This is a genomic window from Bacillus sp. TH13, from assembly GCF_016651175.1.
GTDB lineage: Bacteria > Bacillota > Bacilli > Bacillales > Bacillaceae_G > Bacillus_A > Bacillus_A thuringiensis_S.
In genome coordinates this window covers 192,960-211,464 of record NZ_JAEKEJ010000007.1, presented here as the reverse complement: position 1 = coordinate 211,464, position 18,505 = coordinate 192,960, and the positions used below count along the sequence as shown (strand labels likewise).

Here is an 18,505-nt window from a genome sequence, read left to right as displayed (position 1 = left end):
TTTATGAAGCAAAATCAAAATAGTTTCTATGGAAAACCGATTACAAAATATCCCTCTGTAACAGTAGAATGCAAAGATATTGAAACTGGATTTCATTTAAATGTCGGTGGTGTATATGTATTTTATTCGGTTACTGGGGTTACTTTGTATGTGGGAATGTCGAATAATTTGAGAGGACGTATCCTTGAACATTTAAAAGGCAAAAGCGAAGGTACAGAGCTTTTAAATCATTATTTTCATCGGGTAAAGGTATATCTTGTAGAGGATGAAAATGAAAGGGAATCTTATGAACATGAACTAATTAATGAATTATTTCCATTGTTCAATATTGCTGGGAATGACAGTATGCATAGAGACTTTCTGAGTCGTCTTCGTTCATTTGTAAAAGAGATTATTTCAGAACAAGAACAGAAAATTAAAGAACTTGAAAAACCAAGTGAAGAAAAAATAGATTTATTTGGTTAATTATGTTCAGAATTTTATAACCCCGCTTATATTTAAGCGGGGTTATATTTTATGGAGTGTTTAATTATAGTCAATTTCTTTGTTTATCCGTACATATGCAATGTTTTCAACTAATTGAAAGTCATTTTCTATTAATTGGGTAATAAATTCATTCGAATTGTTTAGCTCATCGATTTCCCGTAGTAAAACAAAATCTCCTAATGTTTTCCTTTCTTTAATGGGTAAGTTCCTATTTTCAAGTATTCCGTTTAAGATCCCTAATTCAATGTTAGAAAAGGTTTGCTGCTTTGTTAATTTATTAGCTAGATGAAAGGCAATTAATTGATGAAACGATCTAATGTCATAAGGGATTGGATGAGCATCCCTATAACTATTTGCTAGTTCGTTAAGTACATACAATAGATGATCAAATTCCATAGAAGATAAGGCAGAAATGTGTGTAACTGGGAGTTTAGGTTTCTTTTTTCTTCCAAATGGTACTTTGATACTATTCATTTTTACACTTCCTTTCTTGTATTTATCTCTTCCCATTCACTTTTTTCTAGGTAAATCATCTTAATGGTGCGTCTAAGTAATTGTGAAATGGTTTTGGTAACTATGGAATCATTTAATGGATTATATAATGTCTCAACTTGTTGGGGATTTTCCATTACGAAAATAATATGGTGTTTGGATCCAGTAGCATGAACTATTTCTCCTAAACTATTTGCAATAAGGGGATTATCTTTCTTTATATGAGCAATACAGTTAGGAAGGAAAGTTTCTAATAATTTGCTTGTTTCCCAAGTAATTTCTGGTAAAACTATATCTTTTGCAGTTTCCTTAGCTTTAGGATCGCGATAAATTTGAATGTTTCTGCGTCTTTGATTACCAGTTGGTTCTTCTTTTTGTTTTTCTAATTCGTCTAAACGCTGATTGAATGCTGCGATGGTATCAAGTAAACTTTGTAACAACGTTTGATTAAGCTCACTGGAATCTTCATTTTCGTTATTTTTGATATTCTGTTGGTTCGTTGATATTTCCTGCTCCAGCTGAAGTATCTTAACTAATGCAATTTCGATTAGCGTTGCTGCATATACAGAGTTTTTTATTTTATACTGTACCGTAGTAAGTTCTTCAAGAATACTTGGAATCTTGGATAATGGTATTCGCTTAGCGAGGTTTATAAAGGCATTATTATAAATGGCCACTTTAAAAATGTCAGTTTTTTGAGATAGATTAAATATCATGAGGTCTCTATAATAACCGATTAAATCGCTTAAAAAGAAATCTGCTTGTTTTCTCTCTAGGATAGTTTGTAAAGAATCTAAAGTGCTAGTTAAATCTTTCTCAGTTATATAATGTATTAGTTTTTCAATATCCTGAATAGCTACCTTACCAACGACAGTTGCAACATGCTCTATTGTTACATTATTTGTTGCGTATGCGATGACTTGGTCCATTATGCTAAGAGCATTACGTAAACCACCTTCAGCTAATTGAGATATTAAATGTAATGCTTCGTCTGTAATCTGAATTCCTTGATCATTGGAGATGAATTTTAACCTGTCAAACATTGCTTGAAGAGGTATATTTCGAAATTCGAATTGTTGGCATCTAGAAATGATAGTTTTAGGAACTTTTTGTGGGTCTGTTGTAGCCAGTATGAAAATAACATGTGCTGGTGGCTCTTCTAATGTCTTTAATAGAGCATTAAATGCAGAGTTTGAAAGCATATGCACTTCATCAATAATGTACACTTTATACTTTCCTGTAACCGGTGCTAAATGTACCTGGTCTCGTATCTGCCGTATTTCTTCTACTCCATTATTACTTGCAGCATCAAATTCTAGAATGTCCGCGAATTTATTATTATTAATATCACTACAGTTGGCACACTTTTGACAAGGTTCACCATTACTTAATGGAGTTAAGCAGTTAACACCTTTTCCAATTATTTTGGCAACAGTTGTTTTTCCAGTCCCCCGTGGTCCAGATAGAAGGTAGGCATGTGCTACTTTTTCTAGTTTGATCGCATTCATGATTGTCGTTTTAATATGATCTTGCCCCACTAAATCGTTAAAGCTATTTGGTCTATACGCACGGTATAGTGCAACATAATTACTCATTAATATTCCTCCCATAAATATCTAATTTTATTAAATGGCAATCCTTTTAAATGCAAAAAAGCAGCCAAATGAGTAGAGTTACTGTTCACATTTTCATGTGTTAACTCAACCCAAAGGGCTGCTTTTAATTTAAAGAAGAAAAAAACAAAAAGTAAAAAATATAAGAATATTATAACTCTTGGACTGACAAAAAGGAAGATTAAAAACTTTATGAATCGATTTGACACTCATAATTCCACATATTACTATTTAGATGAGTTATCAGAAAATTCTATTGTGAGAGGGGATTAAAAATGGGTGAATTAGTTTCAATTACAAAAAAGGACGGAAAAGAATCAATAGATTTATTTAAACATTACAGTGAATGTTTTGAGGAAGGAGATTCTATAGGTCAAGATAAAATATCTGATGAATTATTTACAACAGTAAAAGATGCTGTTACTCAGTATTGGTTAGAATCTACAGATTCATTACCTGATGTTGTTGATTTGTACATTATTATATCTTTAATAGAAAGTGATTCACCGAAACACAAGAAAATAGTTACACGTTTTTTCAATGACTGTAAAATTTTCTTAACAGCGAAGGAAAAGAAACAGGGTAAACGAGGGAAAATCGATCGCTTGTTAAAAGAGTATAGTAAACCACAAATGAAAGAAAGACTTCAAAAAAATTTAAAAGTCGCTGGTGAAATTGAGATAGCTCAATTACAAGCAGCGTATGATCAAACAGATAATCAACAGAAGCAAATTAAAGATGTACAAGAAGTAATTGAGAAGTACGGAATGCATTTCACAATTTTTATCACTGCTTATATAAAAACTCAAGGAACAGATGATATGCATGATTTGTACTTAGAAGCTGCTCCATTCAGATACATTAACATTCTTGCAGAATTAGCAATATTTCATAAGGAGAGATATCCTAGTCAAGAAAAGGCCGAAGAGATTTCGTTTAAAGAGGAGTGGAATAAACTTCAAAGTAAGTTAAACGAGTATGAAAAAAAGTTTAATAAACAAGAGAAAATGTTAAATAAATATAAAATGGAAAATGAACATCTGAAAAAACAAAAAATCTCATCAGATGCTAAGGCATCAAGAGTTGTTAAACAAACAGAGAGGTCCGTAAATGAATTGATGACTGATTTGGCAACTGAGGAGGAAATCAAGTCAGAACAACATAAAAAAGAAGTAGCGTATTTAAATAAAATGATTGAACAAATGGCTCTAGAAATCATTCAATTGCAGAAAGAAGAAGAGCCGCAAGGAAATGTGTATAAGAATGATTTATCAGGAAAGAAAGTGGCTGTAATTGGTGGAAATAAAGAAAGATACTATAGAGAGTGCGTTGAAAAATACAATGCAGAAATCATATTTGTAGCAGAAGATCAGCATCGTAAAATAGATAGTGCAGTTAAAAAAGCTGATGTAGTCTTTTATCTAACAGAATTACTGAGTCATATCTATCATGAATTAATTATTCCGGCCGCAGCTCGTTATAATACTCCTATTCGCTTTGTAAATAGTAAGGGGATTTCAGCATTTGAAAGTGCATTAAAAAGATATGCTAGTGAGTAATATGCAAAGTGATTTGTATGTTTAAGTATGATATACTAGCCTTAATAATTTTTTTGAATTTTCTTTCGTTTATTTGAGATTATGCCCTTCGGGTAAAAGATCTATGTACATTGTACATGGCATTCTTTTTCCAGGAGGGCTGTTTTCATTTGTACACAAGTATGAAAGAGAGGGAAAGCTTTTGAAGATGTCAGAAAAACAAAGTGTATTTCTACCAGAAGGTTACTTTGAAGTAAAGGCAATACCTCAAGCTGAAATAGCTGATATTTACACTTCTAAGGAATTGATTGCTGATGATGAACTTGATTCATTTTATTTTAGGGCGTTAGAAGAAAAGAACATTTTTCTAAATGAGAAACAAATCGAGGCTGTTCGAACAATCGATAAACCAGTATTAGCAATTGCTGCTGCAGGGAGTGGAAAGACACGAGTTCTAGCAAGTAGAGTGGGTTACTTAATGTGTATAGCAAATCTAGATGCATCAAGAATATTAGTTTTAACATTTACACGTAAGGCAGCCAACGAAATGAAGCAAAGAATTGCCGGTTTACCAGGCATTAGTAAATCGGTATTAAATACAATTGTTGCTGGTACGTTTCATTCTGTTTTTTTGAGGATATTAAGAAGCAGAGGGTACGATCAACGCATTTTGAGTAATGAAAAGTTCAAACACATTATTATTAAAAATATACTAAAGAAGTATAAATACCAGGACGCATATGATCCTGAAACTGTATTGTCACTTATCTCCTATTACAAAAATACTTTTGTAACTCCAGAAAATCTTCCAGTAAAAACACCAATAGAAAAAGAAATTAAGACAATTTACCACTCTTATGAAGAATGGAAAGCAGATAATAATCAAATGGATTTTGATGATATTTTATTATATACCTATCAATTGCTTTTAGAAGACTATCAACTTCTTGAACTACTCCAAAATAAGTTTCTTCATATTCTAGTGGATGAATATCAAGACATAAGCCTGCTGCAACAAATGATAGTTAAGATGTTAGCATACCCGCAAAAGTTAATATTCGGTGTGGGGGACGATGGGCAAACCGTTTATTCGTTTCGAGGTTCCGATCCCAAATTGATATTAGATTTTCCAAATGAATACCCAGGTGCGAAAGTTATAAAACTTGAAGTTAATTATCGATCCAATCCATACATTGTTGGACTTGGAAATGCAGTGATAAAAAATAATAAAGTACAATTCAAAAAAGAACTTAGAGCCTTTAAGGCAGACGGACCTAAACCAATTTATAGTTCACCTGCAGATAGTGACGAAGAGGCAATAAATATTGTGCAAAGTATTAAAAGTGCAATTAAAAGTGAGACAAGACAATTTAAAGATATTGCGGTTCTATATAGAACTCACGCAGTTAGTAGAGCCATTGTAGAACAGTTAGTGCTAAATGATATCCCTTATATTCAATATGGAAATAAAGATACTTTTTATGAGAATACGTATGTACGGCCAATCATAAATTTTTTAAGGCTAGCTTTAAATCCGACTGATGAAGAGGCGATTAAAGAGATATGTAATGTACTGTATATAAGTAAGGAGAAAGCGATATCTCATATTAATCGTGCTTCAGCCTTAGATTATATAGATGGAAAGGTAAAACCCTTATTATACTATTTAACATCAATTCCAGAACTAAAAAAGTATCAACTTCAATTTATTATAGGAGTGATTAAGAACCTAAAGGGCTTGGCTAGATTAAACCCAGCTCTAGCTGTTGAAGAAATTAGACATGGTTACATTGGATATGAAAAGTATTTACAAAACAATAAACGTGGATCCTTAACTATTCATCAAGAATTAGTTAAAGAGGTGCTTGATGAACTGACAGCGTCATCGAAAAAATTTAAAGATATAGCTTCATTTTTAAATTTTATAGACAAAGTTATTCTTCGAAATAAGCAAATGGAAGAATTGCAGAAGCATCAAAATCCTGATGCGGTTGCATTGCATACTATACATTCCTCTAAGGGATTAGAATTTCCAACTGTATTCTTTATTGGAGTATCTGAAGGGGTACTTCCTCATAAGTCAGCTCTTGAGGTGATGGAAGATAGAATTACAAATAAAAAAGAAATGCTAATGAAACTACAAGAAAGTTTAGAAGAAGAAAGAAGGCTGGCTTATGTAGGAATTACCCGTGCTGAAAGTGAATTGTTCATATCTAGCCCTAAGGTGGTTAGAAATCAATCTTGTGAAATATCTAGATTTATTAAAGAAGTATATAAAAGATAAAGCTACAATCATCAAAATAGAATTTTATATCGTTTATTCATTTTATGGCTAGTAGATAACAGAGGAACTTAAATTACGAACTTCTGTTATTTTTTATGTAATGATTTTAAATTGGAGAGGATTAGTAATATAATTAAAATAAATAGAAAGTTTTTATTATTATGTTAATAATTAGGTTACTAGCAACTATTTAAATTCTTCATATTTCAATAATTATTGTGAAACAACCAATTTAGTGAATTTTAAGGGGGAAATATTAAATGGAATTCGTTAGAGATTATAACAATACATATTTCAACTTCGTAACAAATCAATGTAAAGAATTTGGAGTTCCTGAAGAACTATATCTCAATTGGAGAGAGCAGCAAAAGAATAATTGGGATAACTTTTACATACGTGAAATTCAGGGGAAGGAAGTTTTTAAAGAATCTGGAGTAAATCTTCCCTTTTATCTTCAAAAATATGAATCTGGTTCTTTGGAGACAGGTGTTATAGCCTTTAAGTTATTTCCTGATAAAAAATTACACTTGATACTTTGGGAATACCGTAGGTTTGATTATCCAGAGGGGAATTTACATGCAGTAGAAGGGAAACGAAAATTTTTAGAAATCAATGAGTTAAAACGTTATATTGATGAAGGTTACCGCTGGACAGAAAGACTTTCACCGCCCATTGGAATCAATTTTGAATTTAATTTTGAGTTTTGTGTGGAAAAGGGGGGATAAAAGTGAATGGAAGATTAAGGATTGAATTCAACCCCTCGTGGGGGGAAAAAGGATTAAAGTTCTGGTTATTGAGTTATATAGTGATTTTTTCTACAGTAATCATTTTTTTAAATCTTATATACACTCAAGATTCAATATTATCATCAAACTCAATTTCATTTTTAGCCATAGAAAATTATGGTGTGCACATGCCCGCAATTCCGGCTTATTTTAAAATGATTATTGCACCTATATTCTTTATATTAGGCATTGTATTGTTTATTAAAACAATAGGCTTTCTTTTTTATATTGTACTTTCAACAGTTTTATTTTTGTTTCGCATACTTAATTATTCGATAGTGAGACTTAAAAGGTAATTTGTTTAATAAAATTACCACTATAATTTTATTAAACAGGGAGATAGAACTAATCTTAGCAGATTAATATAGAATTTAAAGAAAGCCAAGGGTTGGAGTAAAAAATGAAAAGTGAATTAATATGTCCAAAATGTAATAGAGAATTATGTATTGAAACGAAAGATCAATTTATATTTCTAAAATGTTCGGATAAAAAGTGTACTTATAAAAGTGTAATAGATATGGATTGTGAATAAAGGTGTTATTTAAAGCTTTATATGGATGGTGTGCTTGTTGTAAAGAAAGAGGGTATAAGGATGAGAGCAAAATTTTATTATGAAGGGTAGTGAAATTATGTATAAAATTTACCACGTTGAAAAAGGATCAAATGTAGAAGCAATAGTAAATAGGTTAATAAATGAAGGGTTTCGATACATTCCTATATTCGAAGAGAAAATGAGAATTGTAGATTTTTGTATAGATTTAGAAGTAATCTCAGATGGTATAATTGATCCCAACCTCTTCTTGATAATGAAGTTTGTTTCTGGACAAAAATGTTATCAAAATAAAAATCTTAAAGAGATTACGGCAGAACAGTTCAAAAACTCAGTGCAAAAGGGATATTCTGTATCTTGTGCAGGAAGTAAACGCATGCTTCAAAGCATAGGATACAATATTAATAATTTTAATGAATATTTAAATGAAATTGAGTTGGTATCATAGGTTAGCTGTAAAAATCTTGCTGCAGTAACATGTAAAAATGAAAATATAATATTGGTGAAAATACAAGGCAATAGTCGAACGTATCTATTGTCTTTTATAAGTTGTTTATTTTAATTTTTAAAAACGGATGTTAATCCTTGATGCTGAAAAATATAGTGAAGTAATATAATAACGGCGTATACACTTGTTTTTTATCTGAATTTTCGGTATTATTTACCTATTAATATTTTCCTTTTGCTTAAACTAAAACACTAGACCTTTCGGGTTATAAGAATTATTGTAAGCCTCTTACAATAGCACTTATTTCTTCGAAAGGTCTTTTTGTGTTAACAAAATTTAAGGAGTGGTAATGATGACAAGGATTATATCTTGGAGCGAAGTTATGCAAAAGCAACATATCGTAGGGACAATACTGAAAAATGGATTAGTAAATAAAAAGGTTAGTCATGCGTATCTATTTAATGGGGAAGCAGGTACTTTAAAAAAAGAGACAGCTTTATTATTTATTAAAAGCCTATTTTGCTTAGAAAATTCAGAGAGAATACCATGTAATGATTGCCAAAATTGTGATCGTATAAATAACAACATTCATCCTGACGTAGTTATTATTTCACCAGAAGAGGGTGGGAGTATTAAAAAGGAGCAAATTCAGCAGTTACACAAAGAAATAACATACACATCTACTGAACTATCAAGAAAGATTTATCTAATTGATCGAGTTGAGATGCTTACAACTAGTGCTGCTAATAGTTTATTAAAATTTTTAGAAGAACCGGATGGAGATACAACGGCCATTCTTGTTACAGAAAATATACAAAGGATTCTCGGGACGATTCAATCTAGATGCCAAATTTTAAACTTTCTAGATACACCTATGGGAGAATACGAAGAAGAATTATCTGCAGCTAACCTTTCTCAGGATATAGTAAAGCTTTTAACTCGTATGACAAATAATATAGATAAAGCTATGTCACTAGCAAAAGAGCAGTGGTTTATAGATCTACATTCCCAAGTAGCCTGCTTGATGAAAAATTTGATGGAACCTACAGTCTTTATAGAAATAATAAAGTTATTAAAATTAATAGATACAAAAGAAAAAGAGCCAATGCTATTTAAATTTATAAATATATGGTTTAAAGATGTACTATATGCTTTAACGAATAAGAAAGATTTAATATCTTTTCAAAGTCAAATCGGTATTTTAGGGCTACATGCTAAAAAACTGGGTGTAAAAGGAATTGCTGATGCAATAGAACTTTTAGAAAAAGGTTATATAAGAAGACAAGCGAATGTTTCGTTAAATCTTGTTCTGCAAGAAATGTTCATTAAGATGCAAAAAAATGTATATATGGTTGCTTTATAAGGGGGCTTATCTATGTGGATAGAACAGTTAAAAAGGATAATGGAACGAAACCCACATATGAAATCAGACGCTTCATACACGGCTCTAGGCTATTCTAAGAAAGGGTTTGGGGCTTGTATAACATATTTAGGTGGAAATTATCATTATAGAATATTCTCTTCTAAAAGGCCTTTAACAGCAATATGTTAAAGGCTTTTTATTTCCCCAGTTAATAAAAATATGTGTTAAAATTAAAACTATAAATTGTAAGCCCTTACATTTGTGTGGAGTACTATTTTAGGGGGGATATAGAAGGTGGAAGTTTTAAATAATTTTATTTTTTGGGTGAGGGAATACAAGGCTGCAGAATTTGATAAAGGGATACTAAACTTTAAACAAGCAGTTGGAATTGGTCTATATGATTTGCATAGAGAGGTGGTTTTACCGACACCTTTAACTAATTTTATTAAAGGTGTTTATGGAAGAAGATCGCAGTCTTTAAGTAGCCAAAGGAATGCTGCAAGTGAAGTGTGTAAGTATTTAAATTTTGTTATAGAGCGTATTAAAGAAAATGATGAGGACTTTTTATCGCTTCAGCAAGAAGGTATAAAAGGCTTATCTGTACTTCACGGAGCAAAATATATATCTTATCAGACAATTAGGTCTAAACGTGGTGAAATTAAAGGTTCTTATGTGTATAGAATGGAGAATTATTTAATTGAGTTTTATTATTGGCTACAAAAACAGAACTTAGTGGATGACGGATAATGATCGCGCTGTTGACTCAAGTGAGGCATATATTAGAAAAGGAACCAAAATTGTAGTAACGAATCTAGATAATGGTAGATCTCGAGTTCTTGAGAAATGGGATTGTGGAAATTTTAGGGGATTGGGTATTATAGTGGACGTGCTGCCTAATAAATTTGTTCTCACGGTTATTTAAACAACTTGTAGCTATTTCAAAAATGAAATAACTGTAGGTGTAAATTAGAGTTTTATAAAAATACTCCTATACAATTTCTTACCCTGTCAAAAACCCCTTACTTGTTAAAATGTAAATTTGGTTTATTTACATTTTATTTATTGGAAGATGCTTCATACCTTAAATTTAATACTTTCAACTTTATTTAATGATTATACATTATATGATAGTTTATTTTGGGTACATTAAAAATAGATTTTTTCTTTATAAATGCAACATTTTTGTAAATTGAAACATATGAGGAGGTATTTTTATGGGAGAAAATCGTACTGCATTACTCATTATTGATGTACAGGAAGGTTCATTTAAAGAGAAAAAAATATTATATAAAGGAGAAGAACTATTACAAATAATTCAATTGTTAATTAAGAGAGCACATTCTATACATGTCCCTGTTATTTATATGAAATTTAACGGACAATCTGGTTCATCTCTTGAGCGAGGAACATCAGGGTGGGAAATTCACAAATCTATAGCCCCCTCAACAAATGACACCATAATTGAAAAAAATCATCCTGATTCATTTCATGAAACATGCCTTCAACAAGAATTAGATGAGAGGAATATAAAACGAATTATTCTAACAGGAATTCAATCTGAGGTTTGCGTGGATGCAACATGTCGAACTGCTTATAGCCTTGGGTATGACGTAATGCTTGTAAAAGATGGACATAGTACATACGATTCTCAATTTTTATCTGGATCTCAAATTATTGATCACCATAATCATGTACTTGGTCAATGGTTCGCTAATGTAAAAAATGCTAGAACAATTAAACTATAATACACGAAGTATCTCTATTATCAATAGTAGGTGCTCTATTCATAGGTGTCCCTCAAACCCTTAATATGATAAGGTTTTTTTCTTTTTATTGATCCAAAATAAAAAGGCTTATTTAGTTGTATACACATTTTTTTTGTGAACATAGATTAACGTAGAACGCCTTACTCCACATTATCATGAGCGTTTTAAAGTTCTTCAATATTTTGAAGAAAGAAGGGGTTAAATGAATTATAACTTTAATCGAACAGACACATGGATTCCTTTAAAGTATAATTATGATTGTAAAAGTATATGTTGTAGAGCACCTTGCTTGATCATAAGAAAGATATATCCAGTTGCCAATAGGCAGCTGTTTTTTTTATGTCAAAATCGGAAAAGATTAATTGAAATAAAGGGACAGTACCTGTTCTTTCTAAGGTAGTGTCCCTTATTCTTTGAGGATTATTTTTTTAAACCAGCTGCAAAGTAGGGACCATTAACCGTAATGGTCGTTAGGATACGAGCCATTTCTTGAGGAGATTCTTTCCTGCCACTTTCCAACCATTGTTGAATTACCCCTATTATTGCAGTTCCCATATAAGAAGCTAAATATTGTCCTGGAACAAGGAATTTTTCTTCCTTTATAAATGCGCTTGGATTATTTCCATAGAGTGTTTCCCACATAAATTCTTTCAGTCTTGTTTGAAATGATAAATCCCCTTTTGGACCTAACACAGCTTTCATAAATCCACTATTTATATTTAAATACTCAAATAATGAAACTGTTAAAGAAAATGGTGTCAAAGTCTGAGAGTCAGTTTCAAGTGCGGCAATAACACTTGGGAAGTTTTGTTTTGTAATTCTGGACATATCAAGCATAATTTCCTCTTCACATTTAGTCATTAAATCAAATTTGTCTTGATAGTGTGCATAAAATGTGCCTCTATTAATTTTCGCCCTAGTTGTTATGTCTTTAACTGTAATTGCTTCAAAACTTTTTTCATTTATTAATTCTACTAATGCGTGCCGAATTGATTCTTTTGTCCGAATGACACGTAAATCAGCATTAATATTACGCAAGCAAATTCCTCCTTAATTTTAACCAACACAATTATTAAAGGTGTTCCGTAACCAACACATTTGCCATTTTTAATTATTGAACAGAATCTAATCCAATTTTATAATTTGAAGAGTAATACACAACAGGTTGTTCATTATTATAACTTAACATCTTGGAGTGGTACAGCCAACATTTTAACGAAAATATACGCTAAGCAAAATTCGACATCAAATAAGCCAAGTTTTTCACTCAAAGTTGGGATACTATTTTTAAGCTAAAGGAGCTTATGGGCTCCAGCAATCAATTTCTAATGAAAGGAAGTAGTTGTACAATGAACAAATTCTTGGGCCGCCCTGACCTAAATCAGACGGATGTAAATGACATTAAACCAGGATTGAACAAAATTGTTGTTGGTACAATGCATTACGGTAATCAAGAGATGATTATGGAGAAGGATGTTCCTGTCAAAATGCGAGATGGGATCACACTCTATGTGAATGTTTTTCGCCCCGACAAGCCCGGAAAGTTTCCGGTGGTAATGTCAGCTGATACGTATGGGAAAGATGCTAAATCCCGTTTTCCCTCATTTGGTCCTGTCTGGCCGACCTTAGGCGCTATCCCGTCATCTGAATTTACCGCCGAAGAATCGCCGGACCCCGGTTTTTGGGTTCCAAACGACTATGTGTTGATCAAAGTTGCCTTACGAGGGAGTTCAAAATCGGAGGGGGGGCTTCATCCATGGTCTCGGATTGAAGCCGAAGACTATTATGAAGTCATCGAATGGGCCGGCGTTCAGGAATGGAGCAACGGCAATGTAGGAACGAACGGCGTATCCTATCTGGCAGTTACCCAATGGTGGGTGGCATCTTTAAACCCTCCACACCTGAAGGCGATGATACCTTGGGAAGGGCTCAATGATATGTATAGGGAAATTGCATTTCACGGCGGAATACCAGACACGGGCTTCTTCCGGTTTTGGGCGAAAGGCCTTTTAACAAGGTGGCCGAATAATAAAAAAATGGAAGATTTGAGAGAGACACAAAAAGAGCATCCGTTGTTTGATGACTACTGGGAGAACAGACAAGTGAAATTGTCCGATATCAAAGTGCCAATGTTTGTTTGTGCCAGCTGGTCCACCCAGGGCTTGCATAATCGGGGAACCTTCGAAGGTTTTAAACAGGCTTCATCCGAAGACAAGTGGCTGTATGTCCATGGCCGTAAGGAGTGGGAAACCTACTATGCGAGGGAATCGCTGGAACGACAAAAAGCGTTTTTTGATTATTTCTTGAAGGGTATTGAGAATGATTGGAGAGATACTCCACGGGTATCCTACGAAGTCAGAGACAAATTCTATCAGGGGGAGATGCACTTCGAGAGTGAATGGCCAATTGCCCGGACAGAATATACCCAATTATACCTTGATGGCGAAGAAATGGCGTTGCAGAAAGAACCGTCCAAGGATGAAATAAAACTGACTTATAAAGCTGATCCAGGACAAACAGAGAATAATGAGTTAAGGTTTAAAATCACCTTTAAAGAAGATATCGAGCTCACCGGGTATATGAAGCTCAAGCTTTGGGTCTCTACTGACGATACAGATGACATGGATCTTTTTGTCGGCATTAAGAAGTACGATAGAAGAGATAATGAAGTATACCTGCCTGATTTTAATCATATTGAAAACGGTCAAGTGGCTACTGGTTGGCTGCGGGTTTCCCATCGAGAGCTGGATACAGAAAAATCTACTCCTTACCAACCATGGTTGAAGCACAAAAGATTATTGAAGTTAAAGCAAGGCGAGATAGTGCCAGTGGAAATTGAAATCTGGCCTTCAAGCACACTCCTTAAAGCCGGTGAAAGTCTGGTGTTGGTAGTTAAAGGTAGCGAAATCATTACCGAAAGCAGCTCGCAAAAAATGAAAGTACGTTTTGAACACATGGAAACAGTGAACAAAGGAACTCATTTGGTTTATACTGGCGGGAAGTATGATTCATTCCTTTTGGTACCGGTGATTCCCAAGAAAGATTAGTGAATGTCTGAGTCCCGTCAAGTGTGTAAATTCCGCTGGCGGGACCTCTAGGAGGATTCAAAATATGTTTAAAAACAAACTGGTATTGTTATCACCAATTATTGCATTGGCAATTATTTTCATTTTTTCATTAACATTAATTCCTTTGGTCCAACCAGAACCCAAAAATCTACCTATTGCAATCGTAAATGAGGATGTAGGGGTTGAAATTCCTAATCAGCCAATGATGAATATGGGTCAAACAATGGTTGAAATGATACAAAAGAATTCAAAAACAACTACAAATCAAGAAGATCCTGCTGTGAAATGGATTGAAGTAAAAAACGCAGAGGAAGTTCAAAGAGGATTAGATAACCAAGAATATTATGCAGCATTGGTTATTCCTAAAGATTTTAGTGCTAAGCAGGCTTCTCTACGAACTCCAACACCTTCTTCACCTGAAGTTGAAATATTTATTAATCAAGGTATGAATACGATGGCTTCAACAATGACAGGACAAATATTGAACGGAGTAGTTGACAATCTGAACAATAATGTTCGTACACAACTACTAGACGAGCTTGAACAGCAAGAAGCAAAATTAACAGCAAAGCAAGCTGAAAGTCTAGCAAATCCTATTACAAAAAAAGTCACTAATGTTAATGAAATTGGTACTAATAGTGCAAACGGTAATGCTCCTATTTCTTTATTCCAACCTCTTTGGATTGCAAGTATAGCGAGTGCTGCTATTATCTTTATCGCTGTTAGCAAAAGATCCATTACTAATCGAAAAGAGAACTTTGCCGCAAAATTGGTGCAAATTTTAATAGGTGCGATGGTCACCCTTGTAGTTGGATTTGGCTTAACTTGGCTGGCAGATGGGATGGTAGGGCTTCATATTCCAGATTTTACAGATACATCGTTATTTTTATCCATAACATCCTTTAGCTTTTTTCTTATGATTTCAGCTGTACTTTCACTATTAGGGCTTAGAGGTATGCCGATTTTTATCTTAATGCTTTTCTTTGGTGCACCATTGCTTGCAATGGCTCCAGAAATGATGTCCCCATTTTATCGCGATTGGGTCTATTCTTGGTTGCCAATGCGATTTATGGTAGAAGGTTTACGAGAACTATTCTTCTTTGATCAAGGATTAACTTGGAATTCTATATCTACCCTTGTTTGGATTGGAGTAGTGAGTATGGTAATCATACTAGCTTCTGCATTAAGACTTAATTCAATAAATGAGAAAACTCAAAAATTAGAGGGTAACAATGAACAAGCTGTTTCCTTATAGGAAAACGGCTTGTTTTTAGTAAAGGTTTGTGAACAAACGTACTGAAGCTAACGGGTGCTTTAGTGAAACAAGCCAATAAAAAAGTCGGTTCCTAATGTAAAGAAATCGACTTTTTTTAGCTGAATTTGCTAACGTTGTAAATTCGTATTTTCCTGACGCTACCCCGTTTATAAAAAGTTACGAAGTTAGAGATCAAGCCTAATATGATTATTCAGCAAAATCACTTAGTACTTTCTGGCTGGTGTTTTCATATGACTAATATAGAACGATTATTAACAAGGAGGTTATGATATGTCGCAAGCGAATATTCCTAACACTGCACAAATAACGAGTGATACTGGAGAAACAGGAACTACCGGAGGAAGATTAAATTATGCGGATTTTTTTGCCTTGATGCCTCCTGATAATGCAGCACCGGTTGCTCCTGGTACAGACATAAGTTTTCCGCAGGACGGACCTACTAGTGGGACTACTATTACCCGTACGGGTCCCAGTTCATTTAACTTGTCTACGATTGGCACCTATGAAGTCATATTTCAGGGGAGTATATCCGAACCTGGACGACTAATTTTAACTCTTAATGACGCTGATTTAGTCCATTCGATGGTGCCAGGTATGACTCTTGTGCAAACGACAGTCAGCAATTCAATACTCACTGTACGTAATCCTACTGGAAATCCCAAATCCATAACCCTGATTCCTTTCGCTGGAGGAACAAGGGCTGTTTCGGCACACCTTGTTATCATACAAATCGAATAGAGGAAAATGTCTAAATGTCGAAGGAATAAAGCTAAATGAGGGGTACTGAATTTTTCAGTACCCCATTGCCATCAAGTTAGGAAATTGGTTGTTACTCAACACGAAAAAATGAGGTGTGCTATTATAAATAACTGTAAAACGATATTTGAAGTTTATTTTAGTACTTTGTTTTCGGTAATGAGTTTTGGAACTAGTTTTTAACCACATTTCAGTCTGTTTCGAGAAGAAAAATTCCTTAAACGACCGTTTTAGAGACTATCTGGTCTATTAGGTGTTGGTTAATCAACCTTAATAGCAATAACTATGAAATTTTCAACTCCAATTAGTGGATCTAGTCCGTTTGTTGGTTCATCTAAGCGTACGGAGTCCGCGAAATGTTGGTGCTACCCCATGCCCATCAAGCTAAAATTTTAAGACACCCCCATAACGAGAATTTTACCTTTTTACAGTTATTTATGAGAATTCGGCTCATTTTTTTCGTTTTGGGGAACAATCAATTTCTTAAATTGATGGCGATGTGGCAGCATCCTTTAAATAGCTTCGAAGAACTCTATTCTAAAAAATACATCTATATTTTACTGGTGATGATAAGTTAATTAAAGTTGATGGATGACCAAACTCCATTGAAGCATCTATAAATTCTTCCAAATGTTGCATCGATTCTGTGACTATTTTCACCAAATAACTATATTGTCCAGCTAATCTGTGGCACTCAAGGACCATGGGATTTTCTTTACAAAAACTTCTGAATTGTTGGCATTTTTTCGATTCAAACAAAACAAAAGCCGTTACATTCTTATTTAATTTCTCTGGGTTTATAACTGCCCGATAGGCTGTAATGATATTTTTATCCTCTAATTTTTTCACTCTTTCTTTTACAGCAGGTGTTGATAAATTCACCATTTTTCCTAGTTCAGTCATAGATATACGTCCATCTTCTTGAAGAATATGTAAAATTTCTTGATCAATATGATCCATTCTAAACACCCCTTTTAATTTAAAGTAAAACGCTTATAATAAATAAATTTTTTAAGTCTTTTGGATAAAATAACTAATAATTTGTATTTAAAGAAAATTATATTATATTTATAATTTTATGTATATAATAAAAAAATATTATTGGAGGAATAAAAATGGGACTTGAGATGAGGAAATGTTGTGAGAAATGTAGTAATAAGATTGAAGAGCAATCTTTGGCGTTTATTTGTACACATGAATGTACATTTTGTGAGGAATGTACAAAATTAATGAATTATGTTTGTCCTAATTGTAAAGGAGAACTTGTCAAAAGACCTAAACCCCTATCTAGTAGTGTCTGCTCTCTTAACATATAACAATACTATTTTGTGAGGTTTGTAACGAAATAGATTCAAAAGATAAAAGAGGACGATATTATGATTATTAAAATGAAGAAAGATATGGAGAACATATATATAAATTATAATATAAAGGAGTTTTTAAATTGAACCAAGCTTTGCTTATTATTGATGTCCAACAAGAATTAGTTGATGGTAATAACAAAACTAAAAATGTGCTTAATAAAGAAGTATTGTTAGATAACGTTAATTTGGTTATTAATAAAGCACTAGAATCACATACTTTGATTATCTTTGTGAGGGATAAAGATGTTGCTGAGGGTAAAGGTCCAGGTTTTCAGATACACCCGAAAGTAAAAGTGCCAACCAATGCAAAAATATTTGATAAAGTAGCTACAAATGCATTTTATGGTACACCATTAATGGATTTTTTAAAGGAAAACCAGATCGAACACCTTGTTATCATGGGATGTAAAACAGAACACTGTATTGACACAGCGGTGAGGACTGCAACGGTGAATCATTTTGATGTTACTTTAGTTGGGGATGGTCATTCAACGACAGATTCTTCAATCCTATCTGCTGAAAAGATAATAAGTCATCATAATGAAATACTTCATGGTCATTACAATGTTGACAATTTTTCTGTTGTTCGGACCAGCCAAGAAAATTTGTTTCAACCAATTCATAACAATTACCGATAAATCACTATTTACCCTGTTAAATTGAGAATCAAAATAAATTATTGATTTATAGTAATCGGACGTGATTGTAGGAGAATC

At 33.2% G+C, this 18,505-nt stretch carries 18 protein-coding genes; 14 read left to right on the top strand and 4 right to left on the bottom strand.

Going from position 1 to position 18,505, the window contains the following annotated elements:
* The first annotated feature begins 3 nt into the window (after positions 1–3).
* Positions 4–465, top strand: a complete 462-nt coding sequence (locus JFU02_RS02740; protein ID WP_098940282.1) for a GIY-YIG nuclease family protein — start codon at positions 4–6, stop codon at positions 463–465.
* A 60-nt stretch (positions 466–525) separates the two neighbouring features.
* Here the strand turns inward: JFU02_RS02740 and JFU02_RS02735 are convergent, their stop codons facing one another.
* Together JFU02_RS02735 and dnaX are read right to left on the bottom strand one after the other, a co-directional pair.
* Positions 526–960 (bottom strand): hypothetical protein, encoded by a 435-nt coding sequence (locus tag JFU02_RS02735; protein ID WP_201069638.1) that lies wholly within the window; start codon positions 958–960, stop codon positions 526–528.
* Between the two features lie 2 nt (positions 961–962).
* A complete protein-coding gene (dnaX, locus tag JFU02_RS02730; protein WP_201069637.1) occupies positions 963–2,573 on the bottom strand; it encodes a DNA polymerase III subunit gamma/tau in 1,611 nt (536 codons plus the stop codon).
* A 293-nt stretch (positions 2,574–2,866) separates the two neighbouring features.
* Here dnaX and JFU02_RS02725 point away from each other — a divergent pair, with 293 nt between their 5' ends.
* The 8 genes from JFU02_RS02725 to JFU02_RS02690 all read left to right on the top strand — a co-directional run bounded on the left by JFU02_RS02725 (position 2,867) and on the right by JFU02_RS02690 (position 11,304).
* The gene (locus JFU02_RS02725; RefSeq protein WP_201069636.1) at positions 2,867–4,150 is read left to right on the top strand and encodes a DUF2325 domain-containing protein; all 1,284 of its coding nucleotides are present in this window, start codon (positions 2,867–2,869) and stop codon (positions 4,148–4,150) included.
* Between the two features lie 187 nt (positions 4,151–4,337).
* Complete coding sequence (locus JFU02_RS02720) at positions 4,338–6,413, top strand: ATP-dependent helicase (protein ID WP_242488045.1); 2,076 nt, start codon at positions 4,338–4,340, stop codon at positions 6,411–6,413.
* Between the two features lie 260 nt (positions 6,414–6,673).
* Entirely contained in the window at positions 6,674–7,138 is a 465-nt protein-coding gene (locus JFU02_RS02715; protein ID WP_201069634.1) for a hypothetical protein, read from the top strand.
* A gap of 671 nt (positions 7,139–7,809) precedes the next feature.
* A complete protein-coding gene (locus JFU02_RS02710; protein WP_242488030.1) occupies positions 7,810–8,196 on the top strand; it encodes a hypothetical protein in 387 nt (128 codons plus the stop codon).
* Positions 8,197–8,548: 352 nt separating this feature from the next.
* Positions 8,549–9,559: a DNA polymerase III subunit delta' gene (locus JFU02_RS02705; RefSeq protein ID WP_242488029.1), complete on the top strand. Its 1,011-nt coding sequence runs from the start codon at positions 8,549–8,551 to the stop codon at positions 9,557–9,559.
* A gap of 12 nt (positions 9,560–9,571) precedes the next feature.
* A complete protein-coding gene (locus JFU02_RS31940) occupies positions 9,572–9,748 on the top strand; it encodes a hypothetical protein (protein WP_242488028.1) in 177 nt (58 codons plus the stop codon).
* 105 nt (positions 9,749–9,853) lie between these two features.
* Entirely contained in the window at positions 9,854–10,306 is a 453-nt protein-coding gene (locus JFU02_RS02695; protein WP_242488027.1) for a hypothetical protein, read from the top strand.
* 467 nt (positions 10,307–10,773) lie between these two features.
* Positions 10,774–11,304 carry a cysteine hydrolase family protein gene (locus JFU02_RS02690; RefSeq protein ID WP_201069632.1) on the top strand — a complete coding sequence of 177 codons (531 nt, stop codon included), beginning with the start codon at positions 10,774–10,776 and terminating at the stop codon, positions 11,302–11,304.
* 441 nt (positions 11,305–11,745) lie between these two features.
* Here the strand turns inward: JFU02_RS02690 and JFU02_RS02685 are convergent, their stop codons facing one another.
* The gene (locus tag JFU02_RS02685) at positions 11,746–12,363 is read right to left on the bottom strand and encodes a TetR/AcrR family transcriptional regulator (protein ID WP_201069631.1); all 618 of its coding nucleotides are present in this window, start codon (positions 12,361–12,363) and stop codon (positions 11,746–11,748) included.
* A 311-nt stretch (positions 12,364–12,674) separates the two neighbouring features.
* On the opposite strand from JFU02_RS02685, the gene JFU02_RS02680 reads away from it, so the two are divergent.
* The 3 genes from JFU02_RS02680 (at position 12,675) to JFU02_RS02670 (ending at position 16,407) form a co-directional block, all read left to right on the top strand.
* A complete protein-coding gene (locus tag JFU02_RS02680; protein ID WP_201069630.1) occupies positions 12,675–14,372 on the top strand; it encodes a CocE/NonD family hydrolase in 1,698 nt (565 codons plus the stop codon).
* Between the two features lie 64 nt (positions 14,373–14,436).
* A complete protein-coding gene (locus tag JFU02_RS02675) occupies positions 14,437–15,648 on the top strand; it encodes a YhgE/Pip domain-containing protein (protein WP_201069629.1) in 1,212 nt (403 codons plus the stop codon).
* Between the two features lie 291 nt (positions 15,649–15,939).
* A complete protein-coding gene (locus JFU02_RS02670) occupies positions 15,940–16,407 on the top strand; it encodes a hypothetical protein (protein WP_242488026.1) in 468 nt (155 codons plus the stop codon).
* Positions 16,408–16,962: 555 nt separating this feature from the next.
* Here the strand turns inward: JFU02_RS02670 and JFU02_RS02665 are convergent.
* A complete protein-coding gene (locus JFU02_RS02665) occupies positions 16,963–17,385 on the bottom strand; it encodes an Lrp/AsnC family transcriptional regulator (protein ID WP_201069628.1) in 423 nt (140 codons plus the stop codon).
* Positions 17,386–17,540: 155 nt separating this feature from the next.
* Between JFU02_RS02665 and JFU02_RS02660 the strand changes: the two genes are divergently transcribed.
* Both JFU02_RS02660 and JFU02_RS02655 read left to right on the top strand, forming a co-directional pair.
* Positions 17,541–17,741, top strand: a complete 201-nt coding sequence (locus JFU02_RS02660; RefSeq protein WP_098303186.1) for a DUF1272 domain-containing protein — start codon at positions 17,541–17,543, stop codon at positions 17,739–17,741.
* A 128-nt stretch (positions 17,742–17,869) separates the two neighbouring features.
* Entirely contained in the window at positions 17,870–18,427 is a 558-nt protein-coding gene (locus tag JFU02_RS02655) for an isochorismatase family protein (RefSeq protein WP_201069627.1), read from the top strand.
* Positions 18,428–18,505: the final 78 nt, after the last annotated feature.